The organism is Rummeliibacillus sp. JY-2-4R, from assembly GCF_053847205.1.
Genome location: NZ_CM132623.1, coordinates 3,726,397 through 3,753,327 on the forward strand (window position 1 = coordinate 3,726,397; position 26,931 = coordinate 3,753,327).

30 protein-coding genes are annotated in these 26,931 nt (G+C 35.0%); 8 read left to right on the plus strand and 22 right to left on the minus strand.

Annotated features, from left to right (window positions below; translation table 11 throughout):
- Positions 1–98: 98 nt before the first annotated feature.
- On the minus strand, positions 99–884 hold the full coding sequence (locus ACWV26_RS18280) for a helix-turn-helix transcriptional regulator (protein WP_455896092.1): 786 nt from the start codon (positions 882–884) through the stop codon (positions 99–101).
- Between the two features lie 482 nt (positions 885–1,366).
- Between ACWV26_RS18280 and ACWV26_RS18285 the strand changes: the two genes are divergently transcribed.
- Positions 1,367–2,017, plus strand: coding sequence for a LytTR family DNA-binding domain-containing protein (locus ACWV26_RS18285; RefSeq protein WP_455896093.1), 651 nt, complete (start codon positions 1,367–1,369; stop codon positions 2,015–2,017).
- A 242-nt stretch (positions 2,018–2,259) separates the two neighbouring features.
- A complete protein-coding gene (locus ACWV26_RS18290) occupies positions 2,260–3,771 on the plus strand; it encodes an acetyl-CoA hydrolase/transferase family protein (protein ID WP_455896094.1) in 1,512 nt (503 codons plus the stop codon).
- A gap of 73 nt (positions 3,772–3,844) precedes the next feature.
- Here the strand turns inward: ACWV26_RS18290 and ACWV26_RS18295 are convergent, their stop codons facing one another.
- The 7 genes from ACWV26_RS18295 to ACWV26_RS18325 all read right to left on the minus strand — a co-directional run bounded on the left by ACWV26_RS18295 (position 3,845) and on the right by ACWV26_RS18325 (position 9,222).
- Positions 3,845–4,180, minus strand: coding sequence for a hypothetical protein (locus ACWV26_RS18295; RefSeq protein ID WP_455896095.1), 336 nt, complete (start codon positions 4,178–4,180; stop codon positions 3,845–3,847).
- 158 nt (positions 4,181–4,338) lie between these two features.
- Complete coding sequence (locus tag ACWV26_RS18300) at positions 4,339–4,827, minus strand: DUF4064 domain-containing protein (RefSeq protein ID WP_455896096.1); 489 nt, start codon at positions 4,825–4,827, stop codon at positions 4,339–4,341.
- A gap of 161 nt (positions 4,828–4,988) precedes the next feature.
- Positions 4,989–5,270, minus strand: coding sequence for a GNAT family N-acetyltransferase (locus ACWV26_RS18305; protein WP_455896097.1), 282 nt, complete (start codon positions 5,268–5,270; stop codon positions 4,989–4,991).
- Positions 5,271–5,550: 280 nt separating this feature from the next.
- On the minus strand, positions 5,551–6,486 hold the full coding sequence (locus tag ACWV26_RS18310) for a DUF1002 domain-containing protein (protein WP_455896098.1): 936 nt from the start codon (positions 6,484–6,486) through the stop codon (positions 5,551–5,553).
- Between the two features lie 165 nt (positions 6,487–6,651).
- A complete protein-coding gene (locus ACWV26_RS18315; protein WP_455896099.1) occupies positions 6,652–7,509 on the minus strand; it encodes a CvfB family protein in 858 nt (285 codons plus the stop codon).
- 32 nt (positions 7,510–7,541) lie between these two features.
- Positions 7,542–7,964, minus strand: coding sequence for a transcriptional regulator MntR (mntR, locus tag ACWV26_RS18320; RefSeq protein ID WP_455896100.1), 423 nt, complete (start codon positions 7,962–7,964; stop codon positions 7,542–7,544).
- Between the two features lie 148 nt (positions 7,965–8,112).
- Positions 8,113–9,222: a GNAT family N-acetyltransferase gene (locus tag ACWV26_RS18325; protein ID WP_455896101.1), complete on the minus strand. Its 1,110-nt coding sequence runs from the start codon at positions 9,220–9,222 to the stop codon at positions 8,113–8,115.
- Between the two features lie 255 nt (positions 9,223–9,477).
- On the opposite strand from ACWV26_RS18325, the gene ACWV26_RS18330 reads away from it, so the two are divergent.
- Positions 9,478–10,467, plus strand: coding sequence for a P1 family peptidase (locus ACWV26_RS18330; RefSeq protein ID WP_455896102.1), 990 nt, complete (start codon positions 9,478–9,480; stop codon positions 10,465–10,467).
- Positions 10,468–10,499: 32 nt separating this feature from the next.
- Here the strand turns inward: ACWV26_RS18330 and ACWV26_RS18335 are convergent, their stop codons facing one another.
- The 5 genes from ACWV26_RS18335 to ACWV26_RS18355 form a co-directional block, all read right to left on the minus strand.
- Complete coding sequence (locus ACWV26_RS18335; protein WP_455896103.1) at positions 10,500–10,844, minus strand: fluoride efflux transporter FluC; 345 nt, start codon at positions 10,842–10,844, stop codon at positions 10,500–10,502.
- A complete protein-coding gene (locus ACWV26_RS18340; RefSeq protein WP_455896104.1) occupies positions 10,841–11,215 on the minus strand; it encodes a fluoride efflux transporter FluC in 375 nt (124 codons plus the stop codon). Before ACWV26_RS18340 ends, ACWV26_RS18335 begins: the two co-directional genes overlap by 4 nt.
- Positions 11,216–11,344: 129 nt before the next feature.
- A complete protein-coding gene (locus ACWV26_RS18345; protein ID WP_455896105.1) occupies positions 11,345–12,106 on the minus strand; it encodes an exodeoxyribonuclease III in 762 nt (253 codons plus the stop codon).
- Positions 12,107–12,180: 74 nt separating this feature from the next.
- Positions 12,181–13,110, minus strand: a complete 930-nt coding sequence (gene murB, locus ACWV26_RS18350) for a UDP-N-acetylmuramate dehydrogenase (RefSeq protein ID WP_455898299.1) — start codon at positions 13,108–13,110, stop codon at positions 12,181–12,183.
- 79 nt (positions 13,111–13,189) lie between these two features.
- Entirely contained in the window at positions 13,190–13,495 is a 306-nt protein-coding gene (locus ACWV26_RS18355) for a winged helix-turn-helix transcriptional regulator (RefSeq protein ID WP_455896106.1), read from the minus strand.
- Between the two features lie 145 nt (positions 13,496–13,640).
- Here ACWV26_RS18355 and ACWV26_RS18360 point away from each other — a divergent pair, with 145 nt between their 5' ends.
- Positions 13,641–14,507, plus strand: coding sequence for a VOC family protein (locus ACWV26_RS18360; protein ID WP_455896107.1), 867 nt, complete (start codon positions 13,641–13,643; stop codon positions 14,505–14,507).
- A 105-nt stretch (positions 14,508–14,612) separates the two neighbouring features.
- Positions 14,613–15,140 carry a YceI family protein gene (locus tag ACWV26_RS18365; RefSeq protein WP_455896108.1) on the plus strand — a complete coding sequence of 176 codons (528 nt, stop codon included), beginning with the start codon at positions 14,613–14,615 and terminating at the stop codon, positions 15,138–15,140.
- 58 nt (positions 15,141–15,198) lie between these two features.
- Here ACWV26_RS18365 and ACWV26_RS18370 read toward each other — a convergent pair whose 3' ends face one another.
- On the minus strand, positions 15,199–15,582 hold the full coding sequence (locus tag ACWV26_RS18370; protein WP_455896109.1) for a pyridoxamine 5'-phosphate oxidase family protein: 384 nt from the start codon (positions 15,580–15,582) through the stop codon (positions 15,199–15,201).
- A 95-nt stretch (positions 15,583–15,677) separates the two neighbouring features.
- On the opposite strand from ACWV26_RS18370, the gene ACWV26_RS18375 reads away from it, so the two are divergent.
- On the plus strand, positions 15,678–16,289 hold the full coding sequence (locus tag ACWV26_RS18375) for a LysR family transcriptional regulator substrate-binding protein (RefSeq protein ID WP_455896110.1): 612 nt from the start codon (positions 15,678–15,680) through the stop codon (positions 16,287–16,289).
- 77 nt (positions 16,290–16,366) lie between these two features.
- Here ACWV26_RS18375 and ACWV26_RS18380 read toward each other — a convergent pair whose 3' ends face one another.
- Together ACWV26_RS18380 and ACWV26_RS18385 are read right to left on the minus strand one after the other, a co-directional pair.
- Positions 16,367–17,008: an FMN-dependent NADH-azoreductase gene (locus ACWV26_RS18380; RefSeq protein WP_455896111.1), complete on the minus strand. Its 642-nt coding sequence runs from the start codon at positions 17,006–17,008 to the stop codon at positions 16,367–16,369.
- 119 nt (positions 17,009–17,127) lie between these two features.
- Complete coding sequence (locus tag ACWV26_RS18385) at positions 17,128–17,835, minus strand: DsbA family oxidoreductase (protein ID WP_455896112.1); 708 nt, start codon at positions 17,833–17,835, stop codon at positions 17,128–17,130.
- Positions 17,836–17,950: 115 nt separating this feature from the next.
- On the opposite strand from ACWV26_RS18385, the gene ACWV26_RS18390 reads away from it, so the two are divergent.
- On the plus strand, positions 17,951–19,327 hold the full coding sequence (locus ACWV26_RS18390; protein ID WP_455896113.1) for an FAD-dependent oxidoreductase: 1,377 nt from the start codon (positions 17,951–17,953) through the stop codon (positions 19,325–19,327).
- A 51-nt stretch (positions 19,328–19,378) separates the two neighbouring features.
- Here the strand turns inward: ACWV26_RS18390 and ACWV26_RS18395 are convergent, their stop codons facing one another.
- Positions 19,379–20,305: a manganese-dependent inorganic pyrophosphatase gene (locus ACWV26_RS18395; protein ID WP_455896114.1), complete on the minus strand. Its 927-nt coding sequence runs from the start codon at positions 20,303–20,305 to the stop codon at positions 19,379–19,381.
- Between the two features lie 278 nt (positions 20,306–20,583).
- Between ACWV26_RS18395 and ACWV26_RS18400 the strand changes: the two genes are divergently transcribed.
- Positions 20,584–21,387 (plus strand): N-acetyltransferase family protein, encoded by an 804-nt coding sequence (locus tag ACWV26_RS18400; RefSeq protein WP_455896115.1) that lies wholly within the window; start codon positions 20,584–20,586, stop codon positions 21,385–21,387.
- Positions 21,388–21,443: 56 nt separating this feature from the next.
- On the opposite strand, the gene menC is transcribed toward ACWV26_RS18400, so the two are convergent.
- The 5 genes from menC to tatA form a co-directional block, all read right to left on the minus strand.
- A complete protein-coding gene (menC, locus tag ACWV26_RS18405; RefSeq protein ID WP_455896116.1) occupies positions 21,444–22,550 on the minus strand; it encodes an o-succinylbenzoate synthase in 1,107 nt (368 codons plus the stop codon).
- An 11-nt stretch (positions 22,551–22,561) separates the two neighbouring features.
- On the minus strand, positions 22,562–23,719 hold the full coding sequence (locus ACWV26_RS18410; protein WP_455896117.1) for a M20 peptidase aminoacylase family protein: 1,158 nt from the start codon (positions 23,717–23,719) through the stop codon (positions 22,562–22,564).
- A gap of 379 nt (positions 23,720–24,098) precedes the next feature.
- Entirely contained in the window at positions 24,099–25,592 is a 1,494-nt protein-coding gene (gene glpK, locus ACWV26_RS18415; protein WP_455896118.1) for a glycerol kinase GlpK, read from the minus strand.
- Between the two features lie 181 nt (positions 25,593–25,773).
- Positions 25,774–26,667 carry a twin-arginine translocase subunit TatC gene (tatC, locus tag ACWV26_RS18420; RefSeq protein ID WP_455896119.1) on the minus strand — a complete coding sequence of 298 codons (894 nt, stop codon included), beginning with the start codon at positions 26,665–26,667 and terminating at the stop codon, positions 25,774–25,776.
- A 15-nt stretch (positions 26,668–26,682) separates the two neighbouring features.
- A complete protein-coding gene (tatA, locus tag ACWV26_RS18425) occupies positions 26,683–26,889 on the minus strand; it encodes a twin-arginine translocase TatA/TatE family subunit (RefSeq protein WP_455896120.1) in 207 nt (68 codons plus the stop codon).
- Positions 26,890–26,931 lie beyond the last annotated feature (42 nt).

Here is a 26,931-nt window from a genome sequence, read left to right on the forward strand (position 1 = left end):
TTCACCTACAATTTCTAAAGCTATAGGAAGTATACATTATTTAGAGGATACTTATCAAATCAAAGTTATGCAAGGTCAAAAAATATATGTAATTATTTTTATAAAAGTCTATCCGGTAGTTGGAAACGGAAATAAGGGTGATCTGGTTTATCCCTAAAGTGCTTTGGCGTTACTCTAACATATTTTTTGAAAATACGAGTATAGTAGCTTTGATTACAAAAATGAAATTGTTCAGAAATATCAGATATACTTTTGTTCGTATGTCGTAAATAATATTGAGATTCTTCTACTCTACGAACATTTAAGTATTCAACTAATGTAATACCTACATGTTCTTTAAAAATTCGAGACAAGTGGCTAGTACTTATAGAAAAGTACATTGCAATATCTTCTACCGACAAATCTGTCTCAACTTCATCATCAATATACATAATCACTTTGTTTACGGTTTGATGCTTATACGAAGGTTGCTTTCTTTCAGAGATGACATAAATATAAAACTCTATTAAATCGTCAGCGAATTGGTAAAATTCCGCATCATTTAGCCTCTCATCAATCATATCAATACATGCAGTATTAAAAGCAAATGCCTTTTTAGTGGGTGCCTGATTTTCTATTAATTTTCTTGTAACTACTGAAGATAAGATTACAAAATAATGCCTGATTGCTTTAAAAAAGTTTTTTCCAGTTCGAACAGAAATAATATCAAGTAATTGATGCAGAGAAACTTTCGCATCTTTCGCTTCTAATTGATAAACTTCCCTTAATAATTGAGCTTCAATATCGAAGAACCTTTCTATCCCCTCGTAGTCATTCAACGTCTCAATTTCCTGGAAATATCTTTTAGAGATTGCTTCAGAAATGGAATATTGTTGTTCTAGCATAAACTCCCCATCTTTCTATAAAGTTACACACTTTTATGTTACATTATTCTTACTATATAACGAAAATGGTAATATGAAAATAGTTTTATTAACCAACTTTGAAGAAAAATTACGTAAAATCCTAATGGGACATTATCCTCATCAAAAATACAATTGGAAAAATAACCTTATTAAAAGAAATATAAAATGCAAAAAGGGTAAATAGATAGAACATCGATGGAGAAATGGAAGATTATTTTTACTAAAAAAGATGATGACACTAGCAGTGTATTAAATGATATGATGAGTAAATCAGGAAATTTCCCTTTATTTTTAGACTGCATCAAATTATAGTATTATATAGATAAAATTTCTCACACTTATGTATGATGATATTTTAATGTATACCTATGCTTTATTTATTCATACTTAATTTATTCATTTATTTATAGTAGAATATTGTGAAGAACTTATAAGATTGGAAAGAAATGAGGTAGGAATTAATGGATCCACGATCAATCGAGGAATTGATAGATGTTATTAAGGAATTCTTTCCAGATAACACTTCAATTGTTATTTCAGATACAGAAAAATATTTATATTATCAACCAAGTAAGAAAATCGACTTGAAGATAAAACCTGGTGACGACATTCCAGCAGGTTCTGCAACTCAAAAAGCGCTTGACTATGGGCAAAAAATAAATTCTATCATTGAACCTGACGTATTTGGAATTCCTTACTATGGAATGAGTATTCCATTAATGGAAGAAGGGGAATCAAAAGGTGCTATTACAGCAGTATTCCCGCAAAAGCCTTCTCCTTTCTTAACTAATTACATCACTATTAAAATTGACGACTGCTGGTACCCAGTAAAACACAATGAAGTTATCTACTTAGAAACACAGCTTCGTAAAACGTTTGTCAAGACAATGAAAAAAGAAGGATATCACCGATTAAATTTAAGTGATCTTGAACTATTCTTATCACCCGATACATTTATCCGTTGCCACCGTTCGTATATCGTGAATATTGATTATATCGAAGAAATTCAGCCAGATTCCCACTCTACATTCCTATTAATTATGAAGGATGGAACACGTATTCCTGTTAGTCAACGTTATGCAAGTTACTTCCGTCGTTCTTTAGGTTTTTAGAAGATATTTCTGTGAATATTATAAAGGAGCTGCCCAATGGGCAGCTCCTTTTCTCTTTAGCTCACTAAATTTCTGTCTGATTCATCATTTAAGGCCTTTCATGCGGTTGCAAACAAATTGTGACAATTTTGTGATAGTATATAACCCAGTTATATAACTATCATTAAATTGTTACTATACAGAAACTTTTCACACAATAATAGATATTGAAATTTTACGTTAATATAGAAAGGAAGATTATCGTGACTTTAGTTCAAGTAGAAGATAGACTTCGCAATCAAGAACTTGCAAAAAAAGTAATGACAGCTGACGAAGCTGCACTATTCATTAAAGATGGTATGACACTAGGACTAAGCGGATTTACTCGCTCTGGTGATGCAAAAGCTATTCCTATGGCATTAGTAAAACGTTCAGAACAAGAAGATTTTAAAGTTGATATTTATACTGGTGCATCTCTTGGTTCAGATCTTGACAAATTGATGTCAGATGCTGGAATCATCAGAAAACGATTACCTTTCCAATTGGATCGCACAATGCGAAGCCACATTAACAAAGGTGATTTATACTTCGTTGATCAACATTTATCTGTAACATCTGAATACCTACGCCAAGGCGCTATTAAAGGCATTGACGTGGCTGTAATTGAAGCAACTGCTATTACAGAAGATGGTATGTTAATCCCAACAACTTCTGTTGGTAACTCACCCATCTTTGTACAAAAAGCAGATAAAGTTATTATCGAATTAAACCTTGCTGCTTATCCGGCACTTGAAGGGATCCATGATATCTACATCCCTGAAGCTCAAGGCGAACGTGGTCCAATCCCACTTACTAAAGCTTCTGATCGAATTGGTACAATTGGTATCTCATTAGATCTTGAAAAAGTAGTAGCTGTTGTAATTACAAATCAAGAAGATTCACCATCGTCAATCACGCCAATCGATGATGAAACTCAACAAATTGCTGATTACATTTTGGACTTCTTGCGTAACGAAATTAAAGAAGGTCGTTTAACAGAAAAACTTGCTCCACTTCAATCTGGCGTTGGTTCTGTAGCGAATGCTGTACTTGGCGGTATGGTTAATTCTGAATTTAAAGACCTTGAAGTTTTCTCTGAAGTACTACAAGATGCTGTATTTGATTTAATCGATGCAGGAAAAGTTAAATTTGCTTCAGGTTGCTCAACAACTTTATCTGAAGAAAAAATGGAAAAAGTATATAATAATTTAGAAAAATATGCTGACAAATTAGTATTACGTCCACAAGAAATTTCAAACAATCCTGAAGTAATCCGCCGTATGGGCTTAATTGCTATGAATACAGCTCTTGAATTTGATATCTATGGAAACGTGAACTCAACTCATGTGTCTGGTACAAAAATGATGAATGGTATCGGTGGTTCTGGCGATTTCGCTCGTGCTTCACGTATTTCCATTTTCATTACAAAATCATATGCAAAAGATGGTAAAATTTCATCAGTTGTTCCATTTGCTTCACACATCGACCACACTGAACATGATGTTGACGTAGTTGTAACGGAACAAGGTATTGCAGATTTACGTGGATTAGCTCCTCGAGAACGTGCAGAACTAATTATTGAAAACTGTGCACATCCTAAGTATAAACCAGTTCTACGTTCTTATTTTGAAGAAGCAAAAGAACTTGGAGGTCAAACTCCTCACGTTCTAGAAAAAGCACTATTATTCCACACAAACTTAGCAAAATACGGAACAATGCTTCCTGAAGAAAACTAAGAGACAATAAAGAACGCTATAAAAAAGACTCAAAAGCCCTCTGGCTTTTGAGTCTTTTTCGAATTTAAAATGATTAGTTAATTGTACTAGGTGGTTTTACACCATTTAAAGCTTCATGTTGTTCTGCGCTTTCATATTGAATAGCAGTCGCAGAACCTTCGTTGATCATTTTCGTATCATCATCGTTATATGTCATCTGTTCATTTGTATTACCATCCGCATATGTTGTCTTAAATGAATCTGCCGCAACATTTACTGATGAATTAGAAAAGTTCTTTTCTATAAAATCACTTACCTTGTCTTTCGTGCTATTAAATGCATCTAATGCTTTATCACGATTTTCCTTTTTACGAAAATAAGCATATGCACCTGCAGCAAGACCTGCAATAACTAATGATTTTTTTGCCATATTATCATTTCCTCCCGTTTTATCGTTCTAAAATAACTATACCCCATTTTTTAGAAATTACACATTTTCATACGAAATTATTATTTTTTATCATAAAAGAAAGGAGCTTTCCAATAACCTTTGATAAATGGCTATTTGAGAAAACTCCCTTTATAGTTTTAGGCTTGCTCGATATACGTGGAATCAGTTTCAGTTAACTCTACAATTTTAGGTTTACGTACGAAACAGATAATAGCAGCAATATAATAGATGATGGAAGTTGGCGATAAAATGCCTGCTAACACGCCGGCCACGATAAACATTGCACCAGCAAAATTAGCTTTCTTTTCTTTTGCCCTTACAACTGACACCATAGCAATAATTCCTAAAACAAAACTAATAATAAAGCAGATGTTAATAAACCAACCCAGAGGTCCAAAACTGTTAATCACAGACATCATACTATCAGAAAAAGATTGAACATCTACTTCCTGGAATTGCGGATCTTTTGAAAATTCATTTTCAAATTGGGTAACCAACTCATCCTGAATTTGTGTATTATTTTTTAATTGGCTCATACCTGCTAGCATTATGCCCAAAAACGCAATTGCAATTACATTGAAAAGTGAACCAATAATTCCAAAAACGACTTCTACTGTCCTTTTCACTAAATCACCTCTATATTTTTACTTATAAATTACTATACGTGTTCCTTCTATAAAAGTTTCACTTTTTTTCAACCTATACTATGCTCTAAAATGAAAGCTGACTTCTAGGCGATGTTAATACGAAGAAGTCAGCTTTTTTCTTAATTGAATGGATTTTATACTTATGCTTTTACATCGTCATAGCTATTTGACGTTTTAAAGGCTTTTACTACATATGAACATACAGGACTAATCTTATAGTGGTTTTCTCGCGCATAATTTGCTGCCCGATCTAGTAATTGTTTAGCTACGCCTTGGCCACGTAATGATGTATCAACAAATGTATGATCGATGACCATTATATCGCCTAATTGTGTCCAAATAATCTCGGCGATTACTTTACCATTATTTCTGCTCTCGAATGCAAATTCGCCATCTTCTCTTTTACTTAATTGGAATTCCATTTATTGCACCTCCATGTAATTAAATTCTAGCGTAAGACAAATTAATCCTGCTAAAAAAGAGTAGGAAAATACCAAGACTCTAAAGCACCCTACTATTTGTAAGATCACGAGTCTTTTACTTACGTATTATTAGCCATACCCCATACCTTAATTCTAAACCCTATCCTACTAATAATGATATTTAACAATGACTCATTTAATGTTTATATTTTTTTGAAGATGATTCATATAAAAAAATTCTTATATAGCATTTGCCATATAAGAATTTTTTAAACAGCTATTAGCCAAAGATGCTACTAATCCCATCGATTATTTTTTGGAAGAAGGCTTTTACGCTTGCCCAGAAACCTGTATCACTCTTAATGTCTTCGTTAATCTTAGTTAGTTGACCTTTGATATTACCACTTAAATCATCCAATTGTGTTGACCATTTACTAAAGTCAATATCTAGTTTGCTAATTTTGTTCATTAAATCGATTAGCAATTGTCGGTCTTTATCACTTAAATTAATTTCTAATTTTTTTAGTTGTTCATCTACAATTTTTTGCACATCTTCTTTTGTAGCTGGTTTTTGTTCAGCAATTTGCTTTTTAATTTCTGTTAAAAGTTCGCCGACTTTTTCATTGTCTACACCTGAATTTTGAGCAATATCAGTTGCAACAGATAGCTCTTGGTTTGCTACATCTGTACGGTTTTTGTCTAATGTCTTACCTGTTGTTACTTCATATGCTTTATAAATCCCAGCTAAAGCAGAATGTCCTGTTACTTTTTTAGGGGCTGCTACTTCAACAGTTGCATCTTCAATACCTGCAGTAAGCATGGCATTTGAATACATATCAGCTGTTACTTCTGTAATATTTTCAGGTGTCACAATATTGATGACTAAACCTGCACCCTTATCTTTTGGTGTAATTTTAGCAGATGAATATAGCCGTGCGCTTGAGTTTCCATTTTCAATATATTTTGCAATATCAGCACCCGTAATGGTGATTTCTTTTACAGTAGTATCATTTGAAATTCCTAGACTATTTTTTACGCTTGCTTTTTCACTTTCTGATAAACTCCCACCGAAAACTACTATTGGATCTCCTAATTTTTCATTTACGACATCATTTGAAGTTTGCGATGAAGTGGTACTTGCATAACTTGTTATAGGTGCTACCACAGCTGTTGTTAAGCACATAGCTGTTAACACTGCAAAAATTTGTTTTTTCAATCCTATTTCCTCCTTGAATCTTTTGTCATTTTATTTGCGCAGTATAAGCTGCTTTTTTGCAAAAGATTTGGGACTTTTAGTAAATCATCTTCCCTAATAATACGATAAAAAGAGCAAAAAGTTTCTGAAAGCATAAAAACTTTCTCCTTTTGCTCTTTAAATTTTTTATTTAATAATTGTCCATCCATCTTCTTGTATAACGCGATTTGCCTTCATCAATGTACCTAATGCACGTTTGAATGCACCTTTACTCATATGGAACATTTCTTTAATCTCCTCTGGTGATGATTTATCGCCAAATGGCATTTTACCACCAACTTCTTCGAGGTATTGGAAGATTTGTTCGGCATCATCAGATAAACGTTCAAATACACGTGGAAGCATTGAAGCATTAATGGTACCATCTTCTTTTATTTCAATCACTCGGACGTTGACGTCTGAGCCTAGTCGAGGTTCTGCTTTTCTTTCTGACTCATGAACAAAAACTCGATAAGGTGCGTCTACACCAAGTAAGAATGTCCCTACTGGTAACAAACGGTATGGTCGAGCCAGGATATTCTTATTGAATAGTTCTGGATCTGCATCCTCATACATTTCCAACACTTTCTCTTCTGTGATTAATCGGCCAAACAAGCCACCTTCACGATCTGTACGTAATGTGATATATAAATGATGTCCTGGTTCTGGCCAAAGTGGTTTTAATTTTGGTAGATCCTCAGCAGGGACTAATACTTCTCTTGAAGTCCCGATATCCACATAAGCACCTTCGCGATCTTTGACATGCAAGACTTTAGCCCAGCCATATTCGTCTTTACGGATATGTGGTATTGCGGTCGTTGCTGCTAGATTTCCTCGTCTATCTGCATATAAAAACACTTCAACCTTTTGGTTAATATTTAATGGCTCTGTTACTTCAGAAGCATTAAGAGGAATATCAACATTATCGTTTGTTAAAATATACTTTGATTCTTGTATTTCTTTTACTACTAAGTTTACAACATCACCTGATTGTAAATCTGCCATATTCTTAACTCCTTTCATATGACATGAATTATTCACTTGGATGAATGAGGTTCTTTTAACTCTTCCAATTTGTGAATAAATTCAGGGTTTTCTTCTAATACCTGTATAAGGTCAGCAATACATTCAATGGAATTCCAACTTAAATGATGTTCGATTCCTTCAACATCATTGTAAATTCGTTCTTCATCTACACCAATCAGTCTTAAAAACTGTTCTAACAAGCTATGTCTTTTTACTAATCGCTCCCCTAACTTTAAGCCTTTTGGCGTTAAAGTTAACCCTCTATAGCGTTCGTATATTAAATAACCATCTTTATCAAGCTTTTGAACCATTTTGGTAACAGAGGAAGGAAGAACTGACAATGCTTCTGCGATGTCCGATACACGTGCATAACCCTTCTGGTTAATTAATAAGTAGATTTGTTCGATGTGATCTTCCATACTCGGTGTCGGCATCTCAATTCCCTCTCTTTCGATATCCTATCTAATTAGTTTACTACAAGTTGCCTTAAAACGTAACCTGTAGTCCAAAACCGTATTATTTAATTCATAATTTAGCGGGGATGAAACAACCTTACGATTAATGCATTTAACGTTTTTTGTGTTATTGAATTTTAGCATAAATACAAGTATCACGGAGCGCCTGACCGTCAGCTGTTCGACTATCTTGCTTTAATATACCCTCTAATTCAAAATTTGTTCTATTTGCAACTGCTCGACTTCTTATATTATCACTATCACAACGGATTTCTAGACGTTTTGCTCCTAATATTTCAAAAGCAAACTGTGAAATCCTTTGAACCGCTTCTGTTATATAGCCTTTTCCTTCATGACGAGCATCGATCCAATAGCCAATTTCAAATTTGGGAATCGTCCAATCGATATTATGTAATCCTGTGGAACCAACGAATTCTCCACTATCCTTCAGAAATACATGCAATCGTAAATCTTTTCTTGTGATAAAATCGCCCATTGCTTGACGTATATTTTCTCTTGTTTCTTCTTTTTTGGGTAATGTTTGTGCCCAACTCATAAATGGCTTTAGAGATCCCGCTGAATGGACAATTGCGTCCCAAACAGCATCCACATCTTCCATTAACGGCATTCTAATAATTAGTCTTTCTGAATCAATTGAGCTTGGGAAATCCCAAGTTGCTTTATAATCGATTTCCTCGATTTTCACTTCATCATCCCAGCTAACAGGGGTTGTCTTTCCTTCAAAATAATCTTGCCGCGTAATACCATAAGTAACTGCATCATAATAAGCATTTTCCTTTGGAACATACCAAGCTTGTCGTAAATGAGCTTCTTTTACAAATCCTGCATTTTCAAAAGTCTTACGCATTGCAATATTATCTTGTCTAGTATGACCTTCTAATCGAATTTTATTGTCTGGTAATGAAAAAACATATTCAATTACCAATTTTAAAGCTTTCGTACCAAAGCCAAGTCCTCTCCACTTTTCAGCTATACGCAGATCAAACAGTGGAATGTCATCTTGTAAATCATAAATTTTTACCATGCCAATTTTTTGATCATCATCGCTCACAAGCCAAAATGTTTTAGCTTCATCTGATTCATAGCCACCCTCATCAATTGTTTTTTCCACAATATTTCTAGCAGGATGTGAATTTACATGATAGGGCCATACGTTTGTTGTCATAAATTCTATCAATTGTTCTTGTTCTTCCATCGTCCATTCTATTAATTTCACATTTTCCAACTCCCGAATCATAGTGCTTATATTATATACTAATGAAAACATAATATTTTAAAGCATTATTGCTAATGTTTTTCGATTAGTAAAGAAAGAATGCGTACTTATTATATTGTACTCAATCCTTTATTTATTGTCTCTATTCTAAGATTAAGGGTATTTTGGTGGACAATAGAAAAATTCTTATTTTGATTTTCAAAAGAAATTATACCTATGATTAAATAGAGTAAAATGATCCATAGAGGTGATGTCATGCAAAAGGGAAAATGGAATTTGATTACTGATGTTTCAGATGTGCAGGTTGGTCATGTGACACTGTACAAAAAGCTAAATGATGAGGATACAATTTGTACAGGTGTAACAGCAATTTTGCCTCATGGTGGTAATCTTTTTGAGCAAAAGGTTCCTGTAGCTAGCTTTGTACTGAATGGTTTTGGAAAGACTGTTGGACTTGTACAAGTTGAAGAATTGGGTGTAATGGAGTCGCCACTTATGCTGACAAATACTTTTAGTGTAGCGGCTGTATTAGACGGGACTTTGGAATATATGCTTGAGCAAAATCCAAGTATTGGAGAATCAACTAGCTCACTTAATATTGTCGTAGGTGAATGTAATGATAGTCATCTAAATAGTATGAGATTACGTGCTGTGAAACCGGAACATGCCATTTCTGCTATACATAATGCTAAACATGCACCATTTGATCAAGGTGCAGTGGGTGCTGGCAAAGGAATGATTTGCTATGGACAGAAAGGTGGCATTGGATCTTCTTCTCGTATCGTAGAGCGAGAACATGATTGCTTTACAGTTGGTGTATTATCATTAACGAATTTTGGTAATAAAGGAGAATGCAAATTTGCAAGCTTTTTTGAATCATTGCCAATTGAAAAACCAGATGGCTCAGTCATTATTGTTGTTGCAACTGATGCACCTGTAAATGATCGTCAGCTAAAACGCATGGCAAAGAGAGCCGCCATTGGTCTCGGACGCACAGGAACACATATTCATAATGGTAGTGGCGATATTATCATTGCTTTTTCAACAGCCTATACGATTCCTCATCAGTCAGATTCACAAATCGGTGAAGCAATAGCTTTTGTACGAGATGATTCAAAGCTGATGAATGATCTTTTCCAAGCGACCATTGAAGCAACAGAAGAGTCAGTTTATCAATCAATGTTACATGCAGAAACAACAGTTGGTCGAAAGAATCGAGTAATCGAGAAAGCAAAATTAGATTAGTAAAAAAGATTGGCTAAAGGAAGCCAATCTTTTTATAATTGATATCCTAGTGTACAAAGGATTATTCCAGCAAATAGTGTTAAAACTGGATATAAAAAGACTCCTCTGTAATCCTGTTTTTGTATCAATTTCACCGTATCGAATGCGAATGTGGAAAATGTCGTAAATGCACCTAAAAAGCCTGTGGCAAAAAAAGCTGTGGATAACTGATGCGCTATGGCAATATGCAGAGCAAATCCCATAAGCAATGAACCTACACTATTCACAATAAATGTTGCCACATAATATGGCTGTTCTTTATGTTCCATCCAAAGCACAACGGCATATCTCGCAGCAGCTCCCAATCCTCCACCAATCGCAAGTATCAGCCATATCATGACCTCTCACCCACTTTCTTTTTAGGTGCAGCCAGTAAAAAGCCAAACGATGCAAGTGCAACACATAACACGGTCATCATAAGTGCATAACAAATTGCCATTACTACATTTACTTGCATCAATCGAAACCAGCTTGCTGAAAATGTAGAAAATGTAGTGAATGCACCAAGCATGCCAGTAGTCAAAAATAACTTCCAGCCTGAATAATGTGGAAAACGTGTGAATAATCCATTGAATAACCCCATAGCAAAACTACCTATTCCATTTTCTATCCACAGCGCCCACTCCGCCTGTGCGCTCATTATGACACCATAACGCATAAAAGTACCAACAATTCCACCTAGTATCACTGCTACAAAATTTTTTAACACCTTATGCACCTTCAACTCATTTTGCTTTTATAGTAGTTCTTATCGTGTGTTATTTTAACATCGATTATGGTTTCATGATACTTTCAGTTCACCTATGAAAAAGGTGTAGCTGACTTCACTTCATTTTTATCAACAACCTGTTGAAAGCTCTAGCATTATTGGACAATGGTCACTGCCTAATACGCTGTCGTGAATTTCAGCTTTTGCGATTTTTTCTTGTAAACGGTTAGACAAGACAAAGTAATCAATACGCCAACCAATATTTCGTTCTCTTACTTTGTTCATATAAGACCACCACGTGTAGCGATCTGTTACATCTGGATATAAATAACGGAAGGAATCAGTAAAGCCTGAATTTAATAACCGTTTCATCCTTCCTCTTTCCTCATCTGTAAAACCAGAGTTTCCGATATTAGCCTTAGGGTTTTTCAAATCGATTTCTTCATTTGCAACATTTAAATCACCACAATAAATAACTGGTTTCTTTTCGTCAAGTGATTTTAAATAAGCACGTAGTTCATCTTCCCAAATCACTCGATATTCTAGTCGTGTTAAATCACGTTTTGAATTTGGTGTGTAGACGTTTACTAAATAAAAGTCCGCATATTCTAATGTAATAATGCGACCTTCTTCTTGTACATCATCTTCGCCCACACCATATTTAACAGAGAGCGGCTCGTGTTTTGTGAATATAGCTGTACCAGAATACCCTTTTCGTTCTGCATAATTCCAAAATTGATAGTAGCCGGGTAAGTCTAACTCTACTTGTCCTATTTGACATTTCGTTTCTTGAATACTAAAGAAATCTGCAGCCATATCATTGAAATAATCCATAAACCCTTTCTTCAAACAAGCTCGAATGCCATTTACATTCCACGATATAAATTTCATTACTATATCTCCCTATGTAAAAAATACGCCTTCCGCATAAACGAAAGGCGTTCGTTATTCATCACTACTATAAGTTAGTTATTGTCAGATGATAAGTCTTCCCCAACAATTTTCACTTCAGTTTCAAGATCTACACCAAACTTCTCTTTTACAGCTTTTTGTACCATATGAATGGTATCAATATAATCCGTCGCAGTGGCATTACCCTTGTTTATGATAAAACCTGCATGCTTTGTAGAAACCTCTGCACCACCGACACCTTTACCTTGCATGCCACTATCCTGGATTAACTTACCAGCAAAGTAACCTGGTGGGCGTTTGAATACGCTTCCTGCTGATGGATATTCAAGTGGCTGTTTAGATTCACGCTTGAAGGTTAAATCTAATATTGTCTCATCAATTGTTGCTTGGTCGCCTCTTTTCAACTCAAAAATAGAAGATAAAGCGTAATATCCATTTTGAGCAATAATACTTTTACGATAACCAAGTTCTAATTGTTCTTTTGAAAGATCTACAATTTCGCCTTCTTGTGTTAATACTTTACAACTGACGATAACATCTTTAATCTCACCGCCATAAGCACCAGCATTCATGGCCATCGCACCACCGATAGACCCAGGTATACCACAAGAAAATTCAAGTCCAGTTAAGGAATTTGCTGCAGCCGCTTTTGAGACATCTTTTATAAGCGCTCCTGCTTGTGCATATACTGTTGTTCCTTCAATACGGATTTCATCTAATTTTGAAAGATTTAAAACAATGCCACGAATACCGCCATCTCGGATTACCATATTCGAGCCATTTCCAAGTAAAAAGATTGGTACATTGTTTTGATGTGCATATTTTACAACTTCAGATGCTTCAGCTTCGTTAGAAGGCATAACAAATAAATCTGCCTTGCCTCCAAGCATTGTCATTGTATAGTTTTTAAGTGGTTCATCTATTTTAAGATCTTGTTGATTTATAATAGTAGACAAATCTTTAATCCATTGTTCTTTCATAATGGAAAGCCCATTCCTTTCATACTTTCTTTTCCTTCATTAAGTATGAATACACAATGCCTTTTTTACAAGCAAAATTCATTTAAAGCCATCTTTTGGACCATATTTCAATGGCATCTATTGCGTCTTTTAAGCTTATTCCCATATCTGTAAGACTATATTCTACACGAACTGGTACTTCTGAATACACTTTACGTTCTACAAGGCCTTCTTTTTCTAGTTCCTTTAATCTTTCTGACAGTAAACGACCACTAATCGGAAGTGCTGATTCGATTTCATTAAATCGTTTATGACCTTCTAATAATTCATATAATATAAGGCCAACCCAACGTTTACCGATTAAATCCATTGCTTTTGATAATCGTGGACAAAGTGTTGTTTCCTTCATTTTTTTCACCTCTACAAACTACATTGTAATCACAATTGAACAAAAAGTAAAACTCCGTAACTTAATTACTTGACGTAATTAATTTACTGTTCTATAGTAAGTTACGAAAAGTAAGTTAAATATTTTTTTCAAAGGAGATACTACTTTGACATATAAATTAGATCCCAATATGCAATTAGGATATGTACAATTACGTGTACAATCGTTAGAAGCTCAAAAAAAGTTTTATCAAGCATTGGGTTTCAACCTATTAAACGAATCACCTGATGAAGTCATCTTTGGCGCAGGCAGTTCTGAACCAATTCTTATATTGACAGCTGATAGTGATGTGGTACCAAGACCTCCACGTACGACTGGTCTTTTCCACTTCGCAATCCTAGTACCAAGTCGTGAAGATCTTGCCTATATGGTAGGCAATCTGATGAAAATACAAGCGCCGTTTAGTGGTGCAGGCAATCACTTGTACTCAGAAGCATTCTATTTAACGGATCCTGAAGGAAATGGTATTGAGATTTATCGCGATTTACCACGAAACGAATGGAACATCAATGATGACGGTAGCATTGATACCGATACATTACCTGTTGATATTAACGGCATCATGTCATTATATGATCCAGAACGTGAATGGGTAGGTTTTCCAAAGGGAACAATTTTAGGCCATATGCATCTAACAGTTTCTGATCTAAACGAAGAGTTAAAGAAATTCTATTTAGAAGCACTTGGTTTGGATTTAAAAACCAACTTTATGAATTCTGCTTACTTCATGTCAGCAGGCGGCTATCACCATCATATTGCTACAAATGTATGGAGTGGAATAGGTGCACCATTAGCCCCTAGTATTGCTAGTGGTCTGATTAATTACTCATTAAATCTTTCTTCAATTGAAGAATTAAATAAATTAAAACAGAATTTAATAGCATACTGTGTATCTTTTGAAGAATTTGAAGGCAAAATAATGGTGAAAGACCCTAACAAAAACGGAATGATTTTTACAGTTCTTAACATTTGATTTACAAAACTTATTATTATCTTTAATTAATATCTCTTGATTTCGAGATAATAATGTATTATGCTAAATATAGCAAAACAAACAATGTTTAGGAGGAAATTTAAAATGACAAAATATAATGTAGACGTAGCTCACTCAAACCTAGGATTTGAAGTTAAACATATGATGATTGCAAAAGTAAGAGGAAACTTTGATTCATTCACTGCTGAAATTGATGCAAACCCTGAAGATTTAACAACAGCTTCTATTAAATTTGAAATTGATGTACAAAGCGTAAACACAAACAACGCTGATCGTGACAACCACTTAAAATCAGGTGACTTCTTTGAAGCTGAAAAATTTCCTAAAATGACTTTCGTTGCAACTGATATCAAATCTAAAGGATCAAACGAATACAAAGTAACAGGTGACTTCACAATCAAAGACGTAACTAAACCAGTAACTTTTGATGTTGAATACACTGGTACAGGTACTAACCCATGGGGCGTTGAAGTTGTAGCATTTGAAGGTAAAGCTAAAATCAACCGTAAAGAATTTGGCTTAACATGGAATGCAGCACTTGAAACTGGTGGCGTATTAGTTGGCGATGATATCAAAATCAACATCGATATCGAAGCTAACCCTGCTCAATAATTCAATTAGATTTAAAACGAGTCGCTATATGCGACTCGTTTTTTTATTATATATCTCCCTACTGAAGAATCTCTTCAATCGTCTTTTTCCATCGGTGCAATACTTCTTGCGAATCTTTTAAACTAATCTGAATCCCCGAAATAATATCAGCATATTTCGCCATATCTGAGCGTATCCAGATAACTTCCGCTTCAAACCTTTCCCTTTGGTATTCAGCATTAGGCAATATGCCGATGGGATTTATTGAAAGGCGTATATAATGTGCTTGGCCAGCATAGACAATCACTAATGTGGCCTTTTTTGAGCGAAGAATATTCGCTGTTGTAGAAGTGCTTGGCCATAATCCGATTCTAAGTTGATGGCGATTTAAAGCAACAACCTCTCCGACACTTACCATTGCATTATGTGGATAACCTTCTTCATTTACGGTAAGTAGCAACATTGCTTCATGCTGTTTTTTTCAAGTTCTTGACCATTTAATAATTCATAAACATCTAAAGGGAGTTCTACTTTTTCCATTCTACACATCCTATCCTTTTGAAAAGTAATATTAGTGCCCCTCTCATGCTCTCAACGTTAAAATCCTTTCGAAAGAAATATCCAAACGTGAAATTTAGTGTTTGGGAAGGCAACTCAACTCATCTGATGGAACTTCTAGAAAATCATACAATTGACATTGCAATAGCAGCTGATTCCCTTTGGCAAGGGGTTGAATCTATTCAAAGTTCAAAACCAGATCCATGTGTTTTTATTGTTCCAAAAGAATATACACTGATTCAAGAGCATATTAGCATTAAAGAAATAGCGAATGCACCACTGATATTGTTAGGTCCCTCAGAAGGAAATAGTTTATATGGACAAATTATCGATGAATTTCAACGATTAAATTTAACACCTAGCATTTTATGTGAATGTCATGACTCAGCTATTCTATTAAATTTAGTCAAAATGGGCTTTGGTGCCACCATTTTGCCTCTATCAATGATAGAATCACAATTCCTAGATAATTGCCAAATCATCTCAATCTATGATAATCCTTGGATAAAACGATCCTCTTTAGTGTGGCGGGCAAATCGCTATCTATCAGCTGCCGGAAGAGAGTTTATTAATTTCTTTCGGGATTTAAATGAGGGGCATTTGGATGAGTAATTTTATCATAGAGAAAAATGCAAAAAGACAAGTATCTAAATAATAGATACTTGCCTCTATCAAATCTAATTATGATATTAAGCTTTAACAGTCATTTCAACTAAGCGTTTTGCTGCTGCTTTAACTTCTTCTAAACCATTTGCAATGATTTCTTGTGCTTTATCAGACATTGCATTATGTCCTTCGATGATTACTTCATCGATAACTTGCATACCGAATACGCCACCAAATACATTACGCATGTAATTAATACCCATATCCATCGGTGCAGCTTCAGGAGTTGAGTATATACCACCGCGAGCATTTAAGAAAATCGCTTTTTTCTCTGGCATTAAGCTAACTAAATTACCATTTTCATCATATTTGAATGCGAAACCAGCAGCATATACATAATCAACGAATGTATGTAATTTAGCAGGGATTGTTAAGTTCCATAATGGGAATGCAAATACTACTACATCTGCAGCTGAAATTGCATCCATTGCTTTTTGTTTTGCTGCAAGTGTACGTTGTTGAAGTTCTGATAATTCTTCGCCATTTTGCAATTTACCAAATGCTTCAAGAAGATCTTGTCCAAAGTATGGTGTATCTTCATTAAATAAATCGTATACAGTAACGTTTAAATCTGATCCTTCTAATTCTGCTGTGAATGTTTCAAACATTTTTGTTGAAACGCCATCAGGGCGGTTATTTCCTTTTACTACTAAAACGTTAGTCATTATATAATTCTCTCACTTTCAATAAAATCAATTTTAATATCTCTAATTCGAGATAAATTCATTTTAAAAGAAAACCCCTTCGAAGTCAACGAATGGGTTCTCATACTTTCGACTGAACTTTATAATTCACATTTGCCATCCGTGCAAATACCTGTTTCATCTTGCCCTATCATTTTTAGACTTGGGCGTAGGCCATTTTCTTCAGCGATTTTTCGAACTGCTTGTTCAAATACTTCGCCTGGTTGAGCTCCTGATATTGCGTATTTCCCATTGAATACAAAGAAAGGAACACCACGAACTCCAATTTGGGATGCTTGTTCAATATCTACTAATACTTCATCTGCAAAGGAACCATCATTTAGTACATCTTCAACAGCTTGCTTGTCTAAGCCTACCTCTACTGCTAGCTCTACTAAAACATCAGCTAATCCAATCTTTTTTGTTTCGCTGAAGTACGCTCGTAACAATCGTTCGCTCATCTCTGCACCTTTGCCAACAGTTTCAGCATATTTTGCAAGACGGTGTGCTTTAAATGTATTGGCAGGACTCAAATTTTCATAATGATAATCTAACCCTAAGTCGTTGGCACGAGCAATTATACCTGCTGATTGTGCTTTCGCTTGTTCTATCGTCATACCATATTTCTTTGCCAAAGATTCGTAGATACTTTCTTCTGTAGTCGCTTTAGCATCTGGACTAAGCTGATAACTTTTTAATTCAACTTCAACTTGGTCTTGCAAGCCTGTTTTTTTCAATGCATTTTCTAGCTCTCTTTTACCAATATAGCAAAATGGGCATACATAATCTGACCATATTTCTATTTTCATGTACATTCACCTCTTGCAGTAATTGTATAAGTCGTGAATTCGAATGACAATTTATCTGCTTATGAATGATTTCTTTCTTTTTACGTATTCTAATGATAAAAAAGTAGGAGAATCTATGAATTCATCTATCTGGTTACAAAATAAACGAACAATTGTTAAACCACCCCTGGAAGAATCGATTCATACAGACGTTTGTATTATTGGCGGTGGTCTAAGTGGAATAATGACTGCCTATCACTTAGCAAAAGCAGGAAAAGATGTGGTTTTACTTGAAGGGAATTCTATACTTCATGGTGCAACAGGGAATTCTACTGGAAAGCTAACGGCGCAACATGGTCCTGTTTATCAAACAATTATCGGGAAATTTGGATTAGATTCTGCAAGACTCTACTATGAACTAAATCAAAAAGCCATTTCTCAAGCTTTAGATCTTGTTGATTCAACAATAATTCAACCAGCTACCTCCTATTTATATACATTAGAAGGCAAAAATATTAAAAAGATAGAAGATGAATGGGAAGCTTATAAACAACTACACATTCCTGGTACATTTGGAGAAAAGGGAGAAGTCCCATACAGACTTAAAGCATCGGTTGCTATGTTAGATCAAAGCCAAATACATCCTGTGCTTTTTGGACAAACTATTCTGGAAAAAGCGATAAAAGCCGGCGCCAAGTTTTATCAAAATTCTCGTGTGGCACATATCAACGTAGCAACTCCTTATGTTGAACTCGAGAATAAGGAAATTGTCCATTGTAAGGATTTAGTTATTTGCTCACACTATCCATTAGAAGCCATGATTGGTTTGCAATTAGTTAAACTTAAAGTAAATCGTTCTTACATGATTGCTTTTAAATGTTCCGAACCTTATTCTGGACAATATCTCTCTATTGATCAGCCTAACCGTTCTATCCGCACAGTTAAAATTGAGGATGATTATTACACACTACTTGTTGGTTCCTCACAGCGCGCTGGTTCATCTTCAAATACGGATATTTTCTATGAAGCCGTTGAAAATGAGGCTTTTGGAAATTTCGCTGCCACCGATATCCAATACAAATGGTCAGCACAAGATCCAGAAACACCCGACTTACTTCCATATGTTGGACAAATCAGTTCTGGTCATCCTAATGTTTGGCTTGCAACGGGTTTTAGAAAATGGGGAATCTCCAATTCACTTGTAGCAGGGAAAATTGTGTGTGATGGAATATTGGGTCGCCCTAATGAAGGGATTGAACTTTACTCACCAAAACATACAAAACTAGGTGATGCCCTTTTGCAAGGTTTAAAAGTTGGCGGCCAGACGGTCATCGATTTGGTAGGAGGATATGTCACAAGAAGTTCTATGCCAAGATGTACACATTTAGGTTGTAAGACACGATGGAATGAAGCTGATGAAACGTGGGATTGCCCATGTCATGGCTCAAGATTTAAAAAGGACGGTTCTATCTTAGAAGGTCCTGCTGTAAAACCATTAGATTTCAAAAAGTAAAAAGGCTGTCCAACTCTAAATTGAATTGGACAGTCTTTAATATGACAAAAATTATTTTAATGCATCTGTTAAAGCTGGAACGATTTGTTTTTTGCGAGAAACAACGCCTTTTAACACTAAGCGATTATTTTCTAAAGTAGCGCCAAATGCTGGAGCAGCCTTTTCGGCTACTTTACCTACTGGTACAGCTACTGAATCATTATTTAAAATATCTGTAACTACGAAGAAGAATAAATCTAAACCTTTTTCTTCAACTTCTTTATTTAGTAATGTTTCAAGTTCAGCTTGACGATTAAGGACATCGTTTACATCAACAGCATTTACTTGTGCGATGACAACTTTGTGATCACCCATAGAGAATTCCTTTGCATCAAGAGACAATAAATCTTCTAAAGATTTATCGCTTAAGTCAGCTCCTGCTTTTAGCATAGCAAGGCCATATTCTTCTGCATTTACACCAGCTTTTTCAGCAAGCTCTTTTGCAGCTTTTACATCTTGATCTGTGCAAGTTGGAGATTTGAACAATAAAGTATCAGAAATGATAGCTGAAAGCATTAAACCTGCATAATTAGCTGGGATTTCAATATCATTTTCTTTGAAAATTTTATTTAAAATAGTTGCTGTACAACCTACTGGTTCTGCACGGTAGTACAATGGATCAGCTGTTTCAAAATTAGCAATACGGTGATGATCGATAACTTCTGTGATTTGTACTTCTGTGATATCATCTGCAGATTGTTGACGTTCGTTGTGGTCAACTAAGATTACTTGAGCAGCTTCAGAAGCTACTTTTTCTACTAAGCGTGGAGCTTTGAAGCCAAATTTTTCTAATGCATATGCTGTTTCATTGTTTGGTTCACCTAGGCGAACAGCTTCTGCATCTACTCCCAATTGTTGTTTTAAATAAGCATATACTAATGCAGATGTGATTGTATCTGTATCAGGGTTTTTGTGTCCGAATACAAGGATTTTACTCATGATTATTCCTCCTAAAGTTTATCTACAATTTCCGACTATATTTTATCACATATAGTGATGAAAAAGAACGTTACACTCTACTATGATTTCGCCACTATAAAATAATTTAAACATTTCTGTATTTTAAGCTTTTGATATTCAAAAAGCTTGAGTATGTACCTTATAAAACGAGGACAATACCACTTATTTTGTCAAGTGAATTTTCAACGAAAAAAGAAATACATTTTTGTTAATTTTATGTTAATATTTCTATATATTATTGATAAAGAGGGTTTCAAATGGAAAAAACGATTGAAAAAAAATACATACCACTAGCTGCTTATTTTGAAGCACTCATGCAAGATCAAATCACATTAACCTTTTCTGAAATTGAAACTATTATGGGTCAACCTCTACCTAATGCCTCATATTTAAATAAAAGCTGGTGGATGAAAACGAAGCCACCATTAAAGCATTTTACTGCATGGACAGAATATGGCTACCATGTAACAGATATTAAGCTTGGCTATCATATTACTTTTGAAAAACCATCAACCAATCTTGAAAATTCAATAGTAGATTCACTTTCTATTCATCCCACTTATATTATTCGCCCAATTGAACTAGATGATGCACGAGAAGTTATTCGCTTATATCAACAATTGTTCGTTGAGTCGGATTATATGGTATATGGTGATAAAGACCATTCGTTTTCAGTACAAGGGTTTCGCAAACTTATTACGAATTGGAAAGCTACAAACTCTGCAATTATTTTAGTAGCTATTATAAATGGAGAAATTGGCGGTGCGATTTCAATTTTAGTAAATAGAGCAATACGGAAAATCCATTGTGCTTCTATAACGATAGGTGTTCTTGAGAAATTTGCAAACAATAGTATTGGGACTTCTCTAATAAGCGAAGCCGAGAGATGGGCTCGTACTCATAACATTAGTCGCTTAGAATTATCTGTTATCGAATCCAATCAAAAGGCTATTTCTCTTTTTGAAAAATTCGGATTTACCGTTGAAGGAAAAAGATATAAATCGGTTAAGATTAACTCAAGTTATGAAGATGAACTTTATATGGGAAAACTATTTATCTAAGGATATAAAAAAGCTGATGAATCCAAAATGAACTGATTCATCAGCTTTTTTATAATTTATTGATAAAGCTTTTGTTTTACTGTATAACGTTCTAATGCTGAATAGTTAATTTGATAGCCAATACCTGGTTCATTAGGAATGTTAATACTCCCCTCTTTTACTTCTACTTCAGGCACTATGATATCTTCCATCCAATAATGACTAGAACCAGCTGTATCACCTGGTAATACAAAGTTTGATAATGTCGAAAGAGCTATTGCATGGGCACGACCGACCCCAGCTTCCAACATTCCTCCACACCAAACCTTAATATTGTTTTCTTCACATAAATCATGAATTTGCTTCGCTTCTTCTAAACCTCCAACACGGGCATATTTTATATTGATAATTCCACAACTACCTAACTCGATCGCTGTTTTAGCATCACTATAAGAACAGATACTTTCATCTAAACAAATTGGCGTATCTATCAGTTGTTGCAATTTTGCATGTTCTAATATATCATCCGCAGCCAGTGGTTGTTCAATCATCAATAATTTATATTGATCTAGTTCTTTTAATATTGGGAGATCCTTAAGTGAATAACATGAGTTAGCATCAGCCATCAATGGAATTTCAGGATATCGATCTCGAATTGAACTTATAAGCGATTGATCTAACCCCGGTTTAATCTTCACTTTAATCCGCTTATAGCCATCCTCTAGTGCATGATCAATTTTTCTGTAAAGATCTGCAGTTGTTTTCTGAATACCTATACTAATTCCTACTTCAACTGCCTTTTTGTCCCCACCTAAAGCTATTGCTAATGGTATATTATTTTGTTTTGCATATAAGTCCCATATAGCACTTTCAATAGCTGCCTTCGCCATATTATTCCGGCGGATTTTGCGAAATATTTGATTGACTTCAGATGGATGTTCAATTTCCTTTTGCAAGACTATTGGTACTAAGAAATCCTCCAAAATATGCCAGATTGTTTTTAATGTTTCTTCTGTATACCATGGAGTTTCAAATGCAACCCCTTCCCCAAAACCTGCTCTGCCATTTTCGTCTTTCACTTCTACAATTAAAAATTGTTTATCTTGGACAGAACCAAAGCTTGTAACAAATGGTGACTTCATGCGCATCTTTAAATGCCGAATTATTACTTGATTAATCTTCACTGTAACTTCACCTAGTCTTTAATTGTTGGTTTGTTTGTCTTTAATTTGGCATACTCAAATGCACATAAGACAGTTCTAGTTAAAATTTCTACTCCTTTAATTAATTGTTCTCTATTAAAAGTCATTTCTGGATGATGCAGACCAGGCGTTAGATTACATCCCACCCCTAACATCGTTGCTTTCACTTTTGGACGCTCTAATGTATAAAAGTGAAAGTCCTCTCCGCCTGGCGAGTATAGTGGTGGCCGAATATGTTCATGGCCAACGGATTGAATAATTGCATGTTCTAAGATTTCTTGCGCTTCCTCGTTCACATTTGCTGCCACAATATCCAATAAAACTTTCAAAACAATACTTGCATCATACAATTTACTTACTGCTTCTACAATTCGATGAATATCTTCTACGAGCTCTTTCATTCCTTCATTTGTTTGGGCTCTAATATCTAAATTGATAAAGGCCTTGCCAGGAATAATATTACCTGATTTCCCTCCGGCATGAAATGTAGTTACTTTTACAGAATAAGGAATCATTGTATCAATATGAATTGACTTTAACGATTCAACCAAGCTACTGCCAATCTCTATAGCGTTTTTCCCTAAATGTGGCCTAGCTGCATGTGCTTCGACGCCATAAATTTCAGCTGACATCATCATCGAAGCGCCATGGTGTAACGCTGGTGAAAATGTACCGTCTTCCAGTTCTTGAGTTGGCCTTAAATGTACGCCAAATAAATAATCAATATCGTCAATCAAGCCTTTTTCTAAAAAAGAGAGTGCACCTTGCCCTTTTTCTTCAGCTGGTTGGAATAATACGCGTAAAGTTCCTTTAAACTCTGTTTTTAGTTTTTTTAGAAGTAGCAGAACACCAATCACCATTGTCATATGGCCATCATGCCCACAAGAATGAATGGCTTTCATTTCTCCATCTACTTCTTGCCATAGTGCATCCATATCTGTGCGTAAACCTATTACTGGTTTACCCTCTCCAATCTCCACATATAACCCTGTACTATTAGGGAAAGTGTGTACTCTATAACCTTCTTGTTGTAAAAGTTTTGTGATATATGTTGTTGTTTTATATTCTTTCCAAGCAATCTCCGGATTAGCATGCAAATATTCAAATATTTCCCTTATCCTCGGCTCTATATCCTTCAATTGTTTTTTCATTTAAAACCCCGTCCTTTTACACATTAATTAGCAACTTTTTACTTCTTTCAAGATTTAAATATTTACCTATTATATTCATTATCGAAAGTAGGCTACAATATGCACGAAATCTTGAATATGTCAGATGAATCGCTAATATTTCTAGTGATATAAATATTCGGAAATTTTACATATACCGCTTAATATATCTTATTCAGATAGCTATATGTATGCACTTTAATTTTTGAGTTCATTAAAATAGCTTGTTACATGTAAGTAACAGGCTATTTTTTGCTTTTTTATTTATTTGGGCCAGTATTATTCAATCTGTTCATTATTTAGCTGCGGTGGTTAATTGCAGTAGGAATCTAAAATCCCCACTGATTGAAGTTTAACTTTATTATTTAAATGTTTGTGCTGCGCGTACGGCAGTTTGCCAGCCAGAGTATAGTTGTTTTCTTTTTTCTTTGTTCATTTCTGGGGTAAATTGTTTTTCCAGGTGCCAATGTTTAGAAATTGCTTCAGTGCTTTTCCAAAATCCAACTGCTAGACCTGCTAGATATGCTGCTCCTAATGCAGTTGTTTCACTAATTAACGGTCGTTCAACTGGAACATTTAATAGATCTGATTGGAATTGCATTAGGAAATTATTTGCAACGGCTCCTCCATCAACTCGTAATGTTTTGAGTACTATACCTGAATCCGCTTCCATTGCATCTAATACGTCCTTAGTTTGGTAAGCAAGTGACTCCAAAGTGGCACGTATGAAATGTTCCTTTTCTGTACCTCGCGTTAATCCAAATACCGCTCCCCGAACATCACTATCCCAATATGGTGTGCCGAGACCCACGAATGCAGGTACTACATAGACACCGTAAGTCGAATCAACTTTTTCGGCATAGATTTCACTTTCTGATGCATTACGTAACATGCGCAGACCATCACGTAACCATTGAATCGCTGAACCCGCTACGAATATACTACCTTCTAGCGCATAATTGATTTTACCATCGATTCCCCAAGCTATGGTCGTTAATAAGCCTTTTTCAGATCTCACCGCTTTTTCCCCAGTATTCATCAACATAAAACAGCCGGTACCATATGTGTTTTTTACCATGCCTTTATCAAAGCACGCTTGACCAAATAACGCTGCTTGTTGATCACCTGCTACCCCAGCAATCGGAACTTCTTGGCCAAAGAATAAATCAGCACTTGTTTTACCATATACTTCTGATGATGAATGGACCTCTGGGAGCATGGAAGCATTGATACCCAGAATTTCAAGCAGTTCCTCATCCCACTTTAAATCATAGATATTGTACATTAAAGTACGGGAAGCGTTTGAATAATCCGTTACATGTACCTTCCCACCTGTTAACTTCCAGATTAGCCAAGTATCGATTGTACCAAATAATAAATCACCGTTTTCAGCCCTTGTGTGAGCTCCTTCAACATGATCTAATATCCATTTAACTTTTGTCCCTGAAAAATATGCATCGATTAGTAATCCTGTTTTTTCATGAAATAGGTCGTTATAGCCTTTTGCTTTTAATTCTTCGCATATAGATGCAGTTTGCCTAGATTGCCATACTATCGCATTGTATATTGGTACTCCTGTGTTTTTATCCCATACCACAGTTGTTTCACGTTGATTAGTAATTCCAATCCCTGCAATTTGGCTTGCTGCTATATTTTTTTCCGACAATACACTAGCTATTACCGATAATATAGAACTCCAAATTTCTTCCGCATTATGCTCTACCCAACCGGATTGTGGAAAATATTGCCGGAATTCCTGTTGCGCTGTATGGAATATATTACCGTATTCATCGAATAATATTGCACGAGAACTCGTTGTACCTTGATCTAGTGCCATAATGTATTTTTTAGCCATTTGATTCCCCCTACTTTCATCATACGAAAACGCTACCTTATACAGAATGCTTTTTTGATTGCCACTTGAATTTAGTATACAAAAAATGCAGATACTATTCCAAAAACTAAAGTGCTTCCATAAAAAAAGGGCTCATTCATTTTTAATAAATGAATGAGCCTTTAAATAAATCCAAGTGGCATTAGAGACCTTCTTTTAGAGCTTGTTTATTTTCAATTCTTTTTACTAATAAAATACTTGCTTCATACAATATAATCATTGGAATTAAAACAATGATTTGACTAAAAAAGTCTGGGGATGGGGTAATAACAGCAGATACAACTGCCATAACAACATAAGCCCATCTTCTGATTTTCTTAATCGTCTCTGATGTTAAAATTCCTATTGTTGATAAAAACATAGCAATAATCGGCAATTCGAATATCAAACCAACTGGAACAGTAGTCATTATAAGATAACTCATATATTGGCTAGCAGATACCATTACATTAAAGTTTGATTCTCCTATGCCTACAAGAAAGTCATAACTTAGCGGATTAAGAACAAAGTACCCAAATGCAACGCCAATTAAGAATAAAACAAGCATTACTGGAGAATATAAACCAAGGAATCCTTTTTCGTTTTCCTTTAATCCAGGTTTAATAAATGTCCATAGGAAATGCATTAAGAATGGTAGTGAAAGTCCTATAGCAAGTGTTGTTGAGATTGACATATAGAATCTAATCACTTCTAATGGACCTAAAATGACTAAGTCATGACCCCTAGTTACATATTTTAACCAAAAGTTCACTGTAGAAAATACAACGATAAAGAAAAACAAGAAAACTGCTATACCTTTTATCAATTGCTTTCTTAAGTCAGCTAGATGGTCTACTAATGATTCACTTATATCATTTAATGAACGATCATCATCCATTTCATCTTCTTGTTCGATACTTGCAAGAGAGGTAGAATCTGATTCAGAGACTTCAGATTCACTAGAAGCCTCTTCTCCACTCTTTTCTTCTATATCATCATTACTGATTTTATCCAAAGGGCTTAGTACTTTTTTTGCATTTTCTTCATATGGATCCATACGAACACCCTCTAGTTATATTTCTTTTTTATCTGAAGTCGAATTATCTTTTTTCGATTTTGTTTCATCATCATCGATTAAACCTTGAGTTGACTTTTTGAATTCCGAGAAAGTTTTACCTACTGCAGAACCAATTTCCGGTAGTTTCTTTGGTCCAAATACAATTAATACAATAACCAAGATTATGATTAACCCGGGTATTCCAATTGCGCTTAAGCCCATGGCTCATTCCTCCTTTAACAAAAAGTAATTCTATCATTTAAT

Excerpts from the sequence above, each read along its gene's own strand:
- ACWV26_RS18400 (WP_455896115.1), top strand. The coding sequence starts at position 20,584 with ATGGAAAAAACGATTGAAAAAAAATACATACCACTAGCTGCTTATTTT.
- ACWV26_RS18295 (WP_455896095.1), bottom strand. The coding sequence starts at position 4,180 with ATGGCAAAAAAATCATTAGTTATTGCAGGTCTTGCTGCAGGTGCATAT.
- tatC (WP_455896119.1), bottom strand. The coding sequence starts at position 26,667 with ATGGATCCATATGAAGAAAATGCAAAAAAAGTACTAAGCCCTTTGGAT.
- ACWV26_RS18365 (WP_455896108.1), top strand. The coding sequence starts at position 14,613 with ATGACAAAATATAATGTAGACGTAGCTCACTCAAACCTAGGATTTGAA.
- ACWV26_RS18280 (WP_455896092.1), bottom strand. The coding sequence starts at position 884 with ATGCTAGAACAACAATATTCCATTTCTGAAGCAATCTCTAAAAGATAT.
- ACWV26_RS18335 (WP_455896103.1), bottom strand. The coding sequence starts at position 10,844 with ATGATATGGCTGATACTTGCGATTGGTGGAGGATTGGGAGCTGCTGCG.
- ACWV26_RS18305 (WP_455896097.1), bottom strand. The coding sequence starts at position 5,270 with ATGGAATTCCAATTAAGTAAAAGAGAAGATGGCGAATTTGCATTCGAG.
- ACWV26_RS18380 (WP_455896111.1), bottom strand. The coding sequence starts at position 17,008 with ATGACTAACGTTTTAGTAGTAAAAGGAAATAACCGCCCTGATGGCGTT.
- ACWV26_RS18385 (WP_455896112.1), bottom strand. The coding sequence starts at position 17,835 with ATGAAAATAGAAATATGGTCAGATTATGTATGCCCATTTTGCTATATT.
- ACWV26_RS18370 (WP_455896109.1), bottom strand. The coding sequence starts at position 15,582 with ATGTTGCTACTTACCGTAAATGAAGAAGGTTATCCACATAATGCAATG.
- ACWV26_RS18410 (WP_455896117.1), bottom strand. The coding sequence starts at position 23,719 with ATGAAAAAACAATTGAAGGATATAGAGCCGAGGATAAGGGAAATATTT.
- ACWV26_RS18345 (WP_455896105.1), bottom strand. The coding sequence starts at position 12,106 with ATGAAATTTATATCGTGGAATGTAAATGGCATTCGAGCTTGTTTGAAG.
- mntR (WP_455896100.1), bottom strand. The coding sequence starts at position 7,964 with ATGCCGACACCGAGTATGGAAGATCACATCGAACAAATCTACTTATTA.
- tatA (WP_455896120.1), bottom strand. The coding sequence starts at position 26,889 with ATGGGCTTAAGCGCAATTGGAATACCCGGGTTAATCATAATCTTGGTT.
- ACWV26_RS18330 (WP_455896102.1), top strand. The coding sequence starts at position 9,478 with ATGCAAAAGGGAAAATGGAATTTGATTACTGATGTTTCAGATGTGCAG.
- ACWV26_RS18285 (WP_455896093.1), top strand. The coding sequence starts at position 1,367 with ATGGATCCACGATCAATCGAGGAATTGATAGATGTTATTAAGGAATTC.
- ACWV26_RS18395 (WP_455896114.1), bottom strand. The coding sequence starts at position 20,305 with ATGAGTAAAATCCTTGTATTCGGACACAAAAACCCTGATACAGATACA.
- glpK (WP_455896118.1), bottom strand. The coding sequence starts at position 25,592 with ATGGCTAAAAAATACATTATGGCACTAGATCAAGGTACAACGAGTTCT.
- ACWV26_RS18390 (WP_455896113.1), top strand. The coding sequence starts at position 17,951 with ATGAATTCATCTATCTGGTTACAAAATAAACGAACAATTGTTAAACCA.
- ACWV26_RS18355 (WP_455896106.1), bottom strand. The coding sequence starts at position 13,495 with ATGAAGGAAACAACACTTTGTCCACGATTATCAAAAGCAATGGATTTA.
- ACWV26_RS18315 (WP_455896099.1), bottom strand. The coding sequence starts at position 7,509 with ATGGCAGATTTACAATCAGGTGATGTTGTAAACTTAGTAGTAAAAGAA.